The sequence below is a fragment of the Leisingera sp. ANG49 genome (assembly GCF_059694505.1).
The window spans coordinates 113,131-125,424 of record NZ_JCATZN010000006.1; the positions used below are offsets into that span (position 1 = coordinate 113,131).

General features: G+C 65.1%; 10 protein-coding genes. 2 read left to right on the plus strand and 8 right to left on the minus strand.

All coding sequences use genetic code 11. The annotated features are described in order from the left end of the window. The first annotated feature begins 21 nt into the window (after positions 1-21). On the plus strand, positions 22-1,560 hold the full coding sequence (locus AC58NV_RS18860; protein ID WP_497228497.1) for a trimethylamine methyltransferase family protein: 1,539 nt from the start codon (positions 22-24) through the stop codon (positions 1,558-1,560). 96 nt (positions 1,561-1,656) lie between these two features. Here AC58NV_RS18860 and AC58NV_RS18865 read toward each other — a convergent pair whose 3' ends face one another. From AC58NV_RS18865 to AC58NV_RS18885, 5 genes are all read right to left on the minus strand, one after another. Next, a complete protein-coding gene (locus AC58NV_RS18865) occupies positions 1,657-2,397 on the minus strand; it encodes a maleate cis-trans isomerase family protein (protein WP_497228498.1) in 741 nt (246 codons plus the stop codon). Further along, positions 2,394-3,461: a pyridoxal phosphate-dependent aminotransferase gene (locus AC58NV_RS18870; protein ID WP_497228499.1), complete on the minus strand. Its 1,068-nt coding sequence runs from the start codon at positions 3,459-3,461 to the stop codon at positions 2,394-2,396. The genes AC58NV_RS18865 and AC58NV_RS18870 overlap by 4 nt, the downstream gene beginning before the upstream one ends. Further along, positions 3,458-5,107, minus strand: a complete 1,650-nt coding sequence (locus AC58NV_RS18875; RefSeq protein WP_497228500.1) for a hydantoinase B/oxoprolinase family protein — start codon at positions 5,105-5,107, stop codon at positions 3,458-3,460. Before AC58NV_RS18875 ends, AC58NV_RS18870 begins: the two co-directional genes overlap by 4 nt. Then, the gene (locus AC58NV_RS18880; protein WP_497228501.1) at positions 5,107-7,218 is read right to left on the minus strand and encodes a hydantoinase/oxoprolinase family protein; all 2,112 of its coding nucleotides are present in this window, start codon (positions 7,216-7,218) and stop codon (positions 5,107-5,109) included. Before AC58NV_RS18880 ends, AC58NV_RS18875 begins: the two co-directional genes overlap by 1 nt. A gap of 256 nt (positions 7,219-7,474) precedes the next feature. Next, the gene (locus AC58NV_RS18885; RefSeq protein WP_497228502.1) at positions 7,475-8,896 is read right to left on the minus strand and encodes an aldehyde dehydrogenase family protein; all 1,422 of its coding nucleotides are present in this window, start codon (positions 8,894-8,896) and stop codon (positions 7,475-7,477) included. A 310-nt stretch (positions 8,897-9,206) separates the two neighbouring features. Between AC58NV_RS18885 and AC58NV_RS18890 the strand changes: the two genes are divergently transcribed. After that, positions 9,207-10,616: an efflux transporter outer membrane subunit gene (locus AC58NV_RS18890; protein ID WP_497228503.1), complete on the plus strand. Its 1,410-nt coding sequence runs from the start codon at positions 9,207-9,209 to the stop codon at positions 10,614-10,616. A 34-nt stretch (positions 10,617-10,650) separates the two neighbouring features. On the opposite strand, the gene nqrM is transcribed toward AC58NV_RS18890, so the two are convergent. From nqrM to AC58NV_RS18905, 3 genes are all read right to left on the minus strand, one after another. Then, positions 10,651-10,896, minus strand: coding sequence for a (Na+)-NQR maturation NqrM (nqrM, locus tag AC58NV_RS18895; RefSeq protein WP_497228504.1), 246 nt, complete (start codon positions 10,894-10,896; stop codon positions 10,651-10,653). Between the two features lie 35 nt (positions 10,897-10,931). Continuing rightward, positions 10,932-11,978 carry an FAD:protein FMN transferase gene (locus AC58NV_RS18900; protein ID WP_497228505.1) on the minus strand — a complete coding sequence of 349 codons (1,047 nt, stop codon included), beginning with the start codon at positions 11,976-11,978 and terminating at the stop codon, positions 10,932-10,934. An 89-nt stretch (positions 11,979-12,067) separates the two neighbouring features. Beyond that, complete coding sequence (locus AC58NV_RS18905) at positions 12,068-12,256, minus strand: hypothetical protein (RefSeq protein WP_497228506.1); 189 nt, start codon at positions 12,254-12,256, stop codon at positions 12,068-12,070. Positions 12,257-12,294 lie beyond the last annotated feature (38 nt).

Below are 12,294 nucleotides of genomic sequence, written 5' to 3' on the forward strand. Positions count from 1 at the left end.
CCTGACCAGAAAGACAGACACATGGCACGCGACAGACGCGGTGGCGGGCGCCGCGGAAAATCCTCCCGTTCCGGCGGCAGTATCGAACAACTGCCCTGGCAACAGGTGAAAAACACCTATCCGGCGTTTGAACTGCTGAACCCGGAGCAGATGGACCAGCTGCACGCCACCTCGATGCGGATCCTGTCGGAGGCCGGCATCCGGGTGATGGGCGAGAACGTGATGCGCATCTTCGAGGCCGCCGGCGCCATCGTCGACCGGGATACCAAGACCATCCGCATCGACGAAAGCATCGTCGCCGCGGCGCTGGAAACGGTGCCGTCTGAATTTACCCTAACCGCCCGCAACCGCGCCAAGCGGATCACCCTGGGCGGCAACAACCTGACCTTCGGCCTAGTGGCCGGTCCGCCCAACGTGCACGACTGCATCAACGGGCGGCGGCAGGGCAACCTGACCGACTACCAGAACTTCATCAAGCTGGCGCATCACTTCAACGCCATCCACCTCATCGGCAACCAGGTGACAGCACCGCTGGAGCTGCCCGCCAACAACCGCCATCTGGACACCTACCAGGCCAACCTGACCTATTCGGACCTGTCCTTCCACTGCTCCGCCATCGGCCGCGGCCGGGCGCTGGACGGGATCAACATGATGGCGATCACCCGCAGCCAGACACCCGAAGAGATGAAGGGCGATCCGGGTGTTATCACCATCATCTCGGTGAACTCGCCGCGGCTGTTCGACGACGCGATGGGCGACGGGCTGATCGCGATGGCGGAATACGGCCAGCCGGTAACGGTGACGCCCTTTACCCTGATGGGCGCAATGACCCCGGTGACCCTGCCCGCAGCCCTTGCCCAGCAGAACGCCGAGGCGCTGTTCGGCGTGGTGCTGACCCAGCTGGTCAACCCCGGCACGCCGGTGATGTACGGCTCCTTCACCTCCAACGTCGACATGCGCTCCGGCGCGCCGGCCTTCGGGACGCCGGAAAACGCCAAGGCCAATATCGTCGGCGGCCAGCTAGCGCGGCGCTATGGCTTCCCCTACCGGACCTCGAACGCCAACGCCTCCAACGCGGTGGACCTGCAGGCGGCGTATGAGACCATGATGGCGACCTGGGGCGCGGTGCTAGGCGGCGCCAATATCGTCTATCACGCGGCCGGCTGGCTGGAGGGCGGGCTGACCGCGTCCTACGAGAAGTTCATTCTGGATGTGGAGATCATCCAGAACATGATCGAATTCCTGAAGCCGATGAAATTCGATACCGATGAGCTGGGCTTTGACGCCATCCAGTCGGTGCCCACCGGCGGCCATTTCTTTGGCGCCGAACACACGATGGCGCGTTATGAGGCCGCGTTTTACCGCCCGATGCTGTCGGACTGGCAGAACTACGAGAACTGGGAAGCGGCTGGCGCCAAGGACGCCTTGCAGCGGGCCACCGGAATCTGGCAGCAGGCGCTGCGGGATTATGAGGAACCGGCGATGGATCCGGCGGTCAAGGAGGAGCTTACGGCCTATGTGGCCAGGCGGAAGGAAGAAATTGGTTCCGGCGAGCCTTGATGGGACGGGTGCGAGGGGTCGGGCCCTCGCGCTCCCCGGAGTATTTTCGCAAAAAAGAAGGAACCAGGGCGCATTTGGACGCCCTGGTTCATCACCTTAAAGACAGTGGAACAACCGGCCCGGCAGCGCGTCATGGCGCGGCAGGCCAAGCGCCCGCATCAGGCAGAACATCATCGCCTGGTTGGAGGTGATCACCGGTTTGCCCAGATGCGCCTCGATCCGCTCAACCGCCTCAACTGCGCGCATGTCGGTGCAGCTGAGCACGATGGCCTCGGCCTCCGGGTGGTCGGCCTGGCAGGCGAGATCAAAGACCTCCTGCGGCGTCAGCTCCCCCTGCCCGTAATTGCCCAGCTCGCGGCCGATATCCGCGCATCTGACGGTTTCGATGCCGTTGGCGGCCAGAAACTCCACCGCCTGCCTGTTGATCTCGCCAAGATAGGGCGAGGAAAACCCAACCTTCACCGCCCCCAGCGCTTGAATGCCCGCCACAAGCGACCCCGCCGCGGTCAGGGAAACCGCGCTGGACCCTGCCTTGATCCGCGCCGCCAGATCCGCGTCAAAGCCTGGCCCGTGGGTCAACGTGGCCGAGGTGCAGCCGTAAAGCACCGCATCGGGGCGCACGCCCGAGATCATCCTCAGGTCATGGCTGATATCTGAGGCGCCAAGCCCCGCCATCTGGTCGGAACCGGGGATCTCGTCCATGTCATAGCCGCCCATGCGCTGGAAATGCACCGTGGTGTCCGGGCAGCGCATCAGCATCATGTCCGCTTCGAGATTGGTGTTGGTGAAGGGCACCAGCACGCCGATTTTCGCGCGGGTGCGGGTTTCATGCGTCATGTTAGTGCTCCCTCCAGAACCGCCAGCGCGCGGTCCATTACGTCCTGGCTGCAGATGGTGGCGCGCAGGCAGTCGTCCAGGCCATAGCCGCCCATGCCGCGCATCAGCAGTTTTTCTGCCCGCAGCGCCGCATCCGCCGCCTTCGCCTGATCGGGCGAGGCAAAACGGATCAGCACAAAGTTGGTATGGCTCTGCGGCACTGTGAACCCCAGCGCGCGGCAGTCTTCGGCAAACGTGTCCCGGATGGCAGCGGTTTGGGCCACCACACCCTGCATATGAGCCTGGTCCCGCATCGCCGCCGCCGCCATGGCTTGCGAGGGAATGGAGATATTGTTGGGGTTCAAGAGCTTGCGCACTTCCCCGGCGATCTCCGGCGGGAAGTACCCCCACCCTGCCCGCGCGCCCGCAAGGCCATAGGCCTTGGACAGGGTGCGCATCACCACCGTATCGCCGCGCTCCGCCAGCGCGAAGATTTCTGCCGGATCGTTGTCCGCATCGGCAAACTCGGCATAGGCCTGATCCACCACCAGCAGCACATCCGCAGGCAAGCCCGCGCGCAGCCGCAGGATTTCCGTGTTCGGGATCAGCGTCCCCGTCGGGTTGCCCGGGTTACAGACGAAAACGATGCGGGTCTCAGGTGTGACGGCAGCGAGGATATCATCCGCCGAAACCGTCAGTTCCCGCTCCCGCGCCTTGACGTAGTCCGTCTGCACCTGGGCCGCGGCCGAGGCCACAAAGGCATAGCCGTAATCGGTGCCCAAGACCTGGTCGCCCGGTCCGGCGAAGGCGCGGACCAGGCAGCCGATCAGCTCCATCGAGCCTGCCCCGCACAGCACCTTGGCCGGGTTCAGCCCATGCACTTCCGCCACCGCGGCGCGCAGCTCCGGCCATTCCGGGTCCGGGTACAGCGGCATCTGATCCAGCACCGCCCGGCCCGCCTCGATGGCAGCAGGGCTGGCTGGGAAGGCACTTTCGTTCTGGGCCAGCGAGATGGTTCCCCCGCCGCCCAGATCCGCCAGCGCATAAGGCGCCATGGCGGCTACATGCGGAACCGCGCGGATCATTCTCCACCTCCGTAGGCAGCAGCGCCTTCTTCAGTGACAAGACCGCGTTTCAGGTCCAGTGCCAGCACCTGCCTGTCACGCTCTGACGGGTCGCCAAAGCCGCCCCCGCCGGGGGTTTCAAAGATCAGGTAATCCCCAGCCTCCACCCGCAACTCGCCCTTGCCCGGGATGTCCTGGCCGCCATCGCGGAACCGGATGCGGCCCGGGGCGCCGGGTAAACCGCCCATGCGGCCAAGCGCCGGGAACTTCAGCCGCTCCACCGACAGGAACACGATGAAGGGCGCGCCGTTCGAGGCCGTCATCTCGATCCGCTGGCCCAGCCCGCCGCGGTATTTGCCCGCGCCGCCGCTGTCGGGCCGCAGCTCTCGGCGCCACATGATCACAGGCGCCACCGCCTCGGTAATCTCCACTTGCGAGCCATAGACTCCCGAGGGGTAAGCCGTCGCCGACAGCCCGTCGGCATGGGGCCGCGCGCCGGTGCCGCCGTTGTGGACCGGCTCAATGGCAAATTCGCGGCCGCCGTCGCGAGCCACCTCCGGCGCGTGGCGCATCGGCAGATCGAACATGCAGGACGCGCCTTCGGCCGGAACCTGGTCCGGCAGCGCCTGATGCAGGCAGCCCAGCACAAGGTCCGGCGTCACCTGCCCCAGCGTGTGCCGCATCGCCACCGGTACCGGGCGCTGCGCGTTCAGGATGCAGCCCTTGGGACCATCCACGGTGAACGGCTCCAAACTCCCGGCATTGTTCGGAATGTCCGGCCCGACAATGCAGCGCAGGGCAAAGACGGTATAGGCGGTGGCATAGTTCAGCGGCACGTTGATGCCTTTGCTGGAACAGCCCGAGGTGCCGGTGAAATCCACATGCATGCCCCCTTGGGAAACAGTCAGCGTGGCGTGCAGCTCCAGCTCGTTCTCGTAGCCGTCCATCTTGAGGACATTCTTGTAAACGCCCTCCGGCACCTCGGCGATCGCCTCCAGCGTGCCGCGGCGGGAGGTGTCGATGATATAGGCGCCCAGAGCATCCAGATCGTCGATGCCGAACTCCTCCATCATGCCAATCAGACGCTTCACCCCCGCTTCGCAGCAGGCGATCAGCGCATAGATGTCTCCCTCATTGGCGATGGGCTCACGGCTGTTGGCGCGGATGATATCCATCAGCAGCGCATTGGGCTCGCCTTCGTCCACCAGCTTGCAGGGCGGGATCAGCAGCCCCTCATCATAGATGTCAGAGCCTTCCGGCCCCATGCCAAGGCCGCCCAGATCCACCAGATGCGAGGTGCAGGAGGTGAAGCCAATCACCTTGCCGTTCTTGAAGGCGGGCATCATCAGCAGGAAATCATTCAGATGCCCCGAAGCCAGCCAGGGGTCGTTGGTCATGTAGATGTCGCCGGGCTTCATGACCTCAACCGGGAACCGCTCGCGCAGATGCATCACCGCTTCGGCCATGGTGTTGATATGGCCCGGCGTACCGGTCACCGCCTGCGCCAGCATCCGGCCCTGCACGTCGAAGATGCCGGCCGAGATGTCGCCGCATTCGCGCACGATGGGCGAAAACGCTGCGCGGATCAGGGTCTGGCCCTGTTCCTCGACCACCGCCAGCAGGCGGTTCCACATGACTTGCAGGCGTGCGGGAGAGAGGTCAGCCATCATGCGCCTCCTTTCTGATCGTGCTTCTGATCCTGGATCAGGACAATGTTGCCAATTGCGTCCACATGGGCCGAGAAATCCGCCGAGACCAGCGTGGTGGTCTGCGGCTCGGTGATCAGCGCCGGGCCTGAAACCCGGTCGCCGGGTTTCAGGCTGCCACGCGGGACAAAAGCCGCCTCTTTCGGCGTGCCGTCCACGTCGCAGGTGATTACGCGGAAGGCAGCGGGAGTGATGGTCTTCAGCTCAGGTGTCTCTGGCACCGCAGCCGCCTCGGCATCAGGCGTTGCCACCCGCACCGCCCAGTTCAGGATCTCGATCTTCATGCCCGGCACGGGCCGCGAAAACTGCCTGGCGTATTCCGCCTCGAACGCCGCGGTCAGCGGACCAAGATCCTCCGCCGTCAAATCTCGGTCCGGCAGGGAGATTTCGATCTCATGCCCCTGCCCGCTGTAGCGCATGAAAGCGCTGCGCTGGACCTGCGTTTCAGCCTCGCCTGCACCCTGCGCGACCACCGATTGCGCTTCATCGATCATCTGGGCGAACAGGGCGTTGATGCTGCCGATGCCCATGGTTTCCAACAGCGAATAGCGCGAGCGCACGATTTCAAAGGACACCGGCGCAAACAGGAAGCCCACAGCCGAGCCAACACCCGGATTGGGCGGGATCACGATGCGCGACACCCCGGCGGAGCGCGCCACCCGGGTCGCATGCAGAGGGCCGTTGCCGCCAAAGGCGATCATCGTGCGCGGGCCCAGGTCTTTGCCGGACTCCACAGCGTGCATCCGCCCGGCGCTGGCCATGCTCTCATCGACAATCCGGCTGACGCCATCCGCCGCGCCAATCGCGTCCAGTTCCAGCCTGCTGCCGATCACCCGCGCCAGAGCCTCCTCCGACGCCTCCGGGTCAATCCGGATATGCCCCTCTGCAAAGGTATCGGGCACGATGTAGCCCAGCGTGATGTCGCTGTCGGTCACCGTCGGCTCGGTGCCGCCGCGCCCGAATGCCACCGGTCCCGGCTCGGAGCCCGCGGACTTTGGCCCCACGGTCAGCCGCCCCAGCCGGTCCACCCCGGCGATGGAGCCGCCACCCGCGCCGATCTCGATCATCTCGATCACCGGGATCCGCACCGGCATCCCCGACCCCTTGATGAACCGCGCCGCACGAGCGATCTCGAACTGGCGCGAGGCCTGCGGCCGGGTGTTGTCAATCAGGCAGAGCTTGGCGGTGGTGCCGCCGACGTCAAAGGACAGCACCTGCGCGAGTCCCGCCCGCGCCGCAATCCGCGCCGCCAGAATGGCGCCGCCCGCAGGACCCGACTCCACCAGCCGGATCGGGAACCGCTCCGCGGTCTGGACCGTGCACATGCCGCCGCCCGCGGTCATCATCAGGATCGGGCAGGTCACGCCCTCCGCCGCGAACCGCTCGGCAAAGCGCGCCAGATAAGTTTCCATCAAAGGCTGGATATAGGCGTTGGCCACCGTGGTGCAGAGCCGGTCGAACTCCCGCGCCTCGGGGCTGACTTCGGAGGAAATCGAGACCGTCAGCCCGGGACGGCGCGATGCCAGAATATCCCTCAGCCGCCGCTCGTGATCCGGGTTGGCATAGGCGTGCATCAGGCAGACCGCCACCGCATCGGCACCGCTGGCGTCCAGTTCTGCGATCAGCGCCTCAACCGCGCTGTCCTCCATCGGAATCAGCACAGCGCCTTCCGCAGACATCCGTTCCCGGATGGTCAGCGACCGCTCGCGCGGCACCAGCAGGTCGGGCTTTTCCAGATTGATGTCATACTGGGAATAGCGCCGTTCATATGCGATCTCGAGGATATCGCGGAACCCCTCGGTCGTGACCGTCGCCACCGTTGCCCCGCGCCGCTCGATCAGCGCGTTGGTGGCCAGCGTGGTGCCGTGGATGAAACCCGTGACCTCGCTTAGGGAGCGCCCGGCTTGCGCCATCACCCGCGCGGCGCCCTCCATCGCGCCATCTGCCGGATTCCGGTGGGTGGTCAGGGTTTTGGTAGAGGCCAGAATAGTGTCTTGCCCGATCACCAGAACGGTGTCGGTGAATGTGCCGCCAATATCAATGGCGAGGCGCAGCGCCTGTGATGCTGTCATATGTCATTCCAAAGTCTGCCGTTGAGAAACCGTCAAAGCCCGTAAAGGGCGGCGGATCTCAGGCAGCGACCAGATCGCACCCGGTTGCGCGGCGGTCCATGCGTTTTGGAATGAATTCGTGTGTCATGTCCCCATCCTGAGCCGCTGCGGGGAGGCACGCTTGGCGGATTGCGACACACGCAAAGTCAGATAGCGGCATCACGCAGGCCGCAGGCGGCATCCCTCCCGGCAGTTCCCCGCCGGGAGGAAGGGCTTCTCAACCGAAATGCAGGGTTTTGACTTCCTGGTAATCCTCCAGCCCCAACATGCCGCCTTCGCGGCCATTGCCGGACTGCTTGTATCCGCCGAAGGGGGAGCCGTAGTTGAAGCCGCCCCCGTTGATATGCACCGCGCCTGCGCGCAGGCGGGCGGCGACACGCTCGGCCCGTTCAGGGTCGCCGGTCTGCAGATAGGCCGCCAGGCCGTACGGCGTGTCATTGGCGATGCGGATGGCGTCTTCCTCATTCTCAAACGGGATGATCACCAGCACCGGGCCAAAGATCTCCTGCTGGGCGATCGCCATATCATTGGTCACATCGGAAAACACCGTCGGGCGCACATACCAGCCCTTGTCCAGCCCCTCGGGCCGGCCCAAACCGCCCGCTAGCAGGGTGGCACCCTCGCCGATGCCGTTCTGGATCATGCTCTGCACCCGGTCGAACTGGATACGGTCAAACATCGGGCCGATGTGATCGCCTTCCTGCGACGGATCGCCCACCGCCTGACCCTCGGCTGCCGCCTTGGCGATCTGCAGCACCTGATCATAGCAGCTACGCTCAACCAGCATCCGGGTCGGCGCGTCGCAGCTCTGGCCGGTGTTGTACATGCATTCCAGCACCGAGGCGGTGACCTTATCTTCAAGGTCGGCATCGGCAAACACCAGGTTCGGGGACTTTCCGCCCAGCTCCAGCGTCACCCGCTTGACGGTATCCGCAGCGTCCTTGGAGACCGCGATGCCCGCCCGGGTCGAGCCGGTGAAGGACATCATGTCCACGTCCGGATGCCGCGACAGCCCCGCGCCCACCGTCGGGCCGTCGCCGTGGATCAGATTGAACACACCCGCCGGATAGCCCGCATCATGGATCATCTGAGCGTAAACCGCAGCGGACATCGGCGTGTGCTCCGACGGTTTCAGCACGCAGGTGGAGCCGGTCGCCAGGGCCGGCAGCACCTTGAGCGCGATCTGGTTCACCGGCCAGTTCCACGGCGTGATCAGGCCGCAGACCCCGATCGGCTCGCGCACCAGGATGTCGCCGTTCGGCAGGGTTTCGCGCAGCTCCTGGGTTTTCAGCGCCTCCAGGATGCCCTCCAGATGCCCGATCCCCGAATCGGCCTGGGCATCGCGCGCCATCGAAATCGGCGCCCCCATTTCGGCAGACATTGCCCGCGCCAGCTCCTCGCGCCGGTCTTTGCTGATTTCCAGAAGCCGCTCCAGCAAAACAATCCGCTCAGCGCGGGAGGTCTGCGAAAAACTCTCAAAAGCCGCACGGGCCGCTGCAACCGCAGCGTTCACGTCATGCTCATCTCCCAGGATGATGGTCCCGATCCGCTCCTCCGTGGCCGGGTTCAGCACCGGGAATTCGCGGCTGGAATGCGGCGTCACCCAGGCGCCGCCGATATAGAATTTTTGCAGGTCCATCAGGTTGTTCTCGCTGTAGCACCGCATTTGCGGCTTGGGTTTAGGCAAAAGCGCAGCGCATCTTGAATGCATCTGCCGTTGCCAGTGGATTGGAAGGGCGGGTTTGATCCGGCAGCCTGCCCGCCTTTTTGCGCACAGGATAGGCCAAAACCGCCACCTCGCGGGTCATTTTTCGACAAACCCCTGCTGTGGGATGGACGCATCAGTAGCCCGGAAAGACACTGTTAACCGCCGGAACCGCTTCGCGGCCCGCTGCCGCGCTGGCTATGCTGCCCGAAAGCCCGCCAAAAAGGGCGCCCAGAGGCAGAACATGAGCAAACCCCATTGGACAGCACGGTCCGTGCTGCTGGCAGGCACGTTCCTGTGCGGCTGTACCGTTGTCGGCATCGACTACCACCGCCCCGATTTCGCGGTGCCGGTCAGCTATTACCAGTCCCGCAGCTATGCCACCGCCAAAGGCGCCTCCGAGAGCTGGTGGCAAGGGCTGAACGACCCCGCGCTGAACCGGCTGGTTGCCGCAGGCCTGCAGCAGAACCTCGGGCTCAAGGCGGCCAAGGAACGGCTGATCGCAGCCGAGGCGTTGCGCCGCGGATCCGGCCGTCCGCAGCAGGCCAGCGGCGATCTGGAGGCCAGCTCGATCTTCTCGCGCCGCGAATCGCAGGATGGCTCCACCAGCACCGACACCGCCGCCGTTGGCGCCACCTATGTCTTTGACCTGTTCGGCGAGTTCCAGCGCCGCTCCGAACGGGCCGTGGCGGACCGCGACGCGCAATTCTACCAGCTGGCCACCACCCGGCTGGCGGTGATCGACGCGATCACCCGCACCTATATCCAGGCGCGCTTCTTCCAGCGCGGCGCCGCCGTCACCCGCAAGACCATCCAGCTGCGCCAGCAGATCCTGCAAACAGTGAAGGAGCTGGAGGCGGCCCGCGCAGTGCTGGCGCTGGACCTGGAGCGCACCAAGCTGCAGGTCGCCAGCGCCAAGGCGGATCTGCCAAACTTCATCGCCAGCTACGAATCCTCGGTCTATGCCCTGGCCACGCTCTTGGACCGCGATGCCTCCGAGGTCTTCGCGATGATGCAGGGCAGTTACGGCCAGCCCTCCCCCGCCACCCAGCCGGAACTGGGCGTGCCCGCCACCCTGCTGCGCAACCGCCCCGACGTGCTGCTGGCCGAGGCCCAGCTGCGCGGCGCCACCGCGAACATCGGCGTCACCGAGGCAGAGCTGTATCCCTCGCTGGAAATCACCGGGTCGGTTCAGGCCACACGCGGTGTGGATAACCTTTATTCCATCGGCCCGGCGCTTAACCTGCCGCTGTTCAACCGGCCGGTGCTGCGCGCCTTCCACCAGAGCGCAATTGCCGAGGCCAAGGCCACGGAATACGACTACCGCGCTGCGGTGCGCACTGCGGTTGAAGAGGTCCAGTCGCAGCAAAGCAACCTGCGCGCCGCCCGCGAACGCGCCGCCGCCCAGGCGCGGGCGGTCAATCTGGGAACCAAGGTCGCCGATCTGGCGCGCGAAACCTTCAAGGCCAATGAAATCACCCTGTTCGACCTCTTGAACACCGAAGAAGCCCTGCGCGACAACGAGCTGAACCTGATCACGGCCCGGCGCGACCTGGCGCTGGCCTGGGCGCGCCTGCAGATTTCACTGGGCAAGGGCTGGGCGCCGCATCAGGATCCGGACAGCGCGGTGGTTCTGGTCAAGAAACCGGACTAGGAAAATCCTGCGGCGCGAATGCAGCAGGCCGCGATCAGGCCTGCTGCGCCTCGCGCTCCATCTGCTCGACCATCTTGCGGGCGCGCTTGCACTGCAGCTTGTCGCGCAGCGGGCTGTCGGGGTTGATGTCCTTGGAGCAGACCACGCATTTGTCGGCACCGGAAATCGCGTTCAGGCCACCGCAGCTGCCCTTGATCTTCTTGCCCATCAGAATGACCCCCAGCGACATGCCCAGGGTCACGATCAGCAGCAGGATGAAGGCCAGAAGAAAGGTGCTCATGGGTGGTCCCTCGCAGGATGGCTTGGTGTGCGGCTTCAGTTTTCGGTCAGCGCCTCGAAGGCGCTGCTTGCCGCTGTCATATAGGCATCCGCGCCGGCTTGCACGTCCCGATCAATGAAAAACACGGCAAGTTTATGCTCTTCCGCAAGCTTCAGCCCGGTTTCGCGGCCCAGAACCAGCATTGCGGTGGCCCAGGCGTCCGCCAGCATCGCGTTTTCCGCAATCACCGTGACCGATGTGGTGGCATGGGTCACCGGCCGCCCGGCCACCGGATCAAGGATATGGGAATAGCGCTTGCCCTCATGCTCGAAGTAATTGCGGTAATCGCCCGAGGTCGCCAGCCCATGGTTGCTGACTGGCACGATCAGCTGCACCGTTTGCGCCGCCGCGTCGGGTTTCTCGATGCCGATGCGCCAGGCCTCGCCCTTGGCGTTTTCGCCCTTGGTGACCAGATCGCCGCCGATCTCAACCATGTAATTCTCGATGCCGAACCCCTGCAGCGCCTCCGCCACTGCATCGACGCCGTAGCCCTTGGCAATGGCCGAGAGGTTGATGCCGGTTTCCGGCGCGGACTTCTTCAGGGTTCCGGCCTCAGCATCCAGCACCAGCAGCCGCGCCTGCCCAACGCCCTCCAGCGCGGCATCGATAGCCTCTTCCGACGGCACCGGGTCCTCGGGTTCACGCGGTCCAAAGCCCCACAGCTCGATCAGCGGGCCCAGGGTCACGTCAAACTTGCCGCCGGTCTTGGCGTGCACATCATTGGCCGCCGCCAGCACATGGGCGAATTCCGGCGTCACCCGCACCGGCGCAGTGCTGCGCTCGGCTGAGAAGGTGGAGACCTCCGACGCCGGGTCCCAGTTCGACATCTTGGCATTGACCGCCGCCAGGGTGCCTTCCACCGCGGAACCCAGCGCCTCCTGGTCCAGATCCTTGCCAATGGCGATCACGCTGTAGGTGGTGCCCATGGTTTCGCCCGACAGCCGCACCTCTTCCGGCGCGCTTCCGAACCAGCAGCCGGACACCGCCAGCACCGCGGGCAGGGTCAGGGCAAGCAGGAACTTTCTCGGCATCTGGCTGGGCATTCGGCAACCTCCGGCGGCAAAACTGGCGCAGCTATGCCCCTGCACCGCGCCAGAGTCAAACTGCGCCAAACCGCGCGCGGTGTCAGGCCTCAGAACTTCAGCGGAAGAAAGGCCAGCGCCAGAAGGCCAACCGCGGCGGGCACTCCGTAAAGCCAGGCCCTGAGCCGCGCATTCGGCGCTTCATTTTTCCAGTTCTGGCGGTAGAGATGGCCGCAGACCACCACCAGGAACACGGTCAGGGCGCCGGTCACGGGGGTCAGGTAGAGGGTTTCGAACATGTTGTTTTTCCGCCGTTGTTAGCGCTCGCGTCATTTCG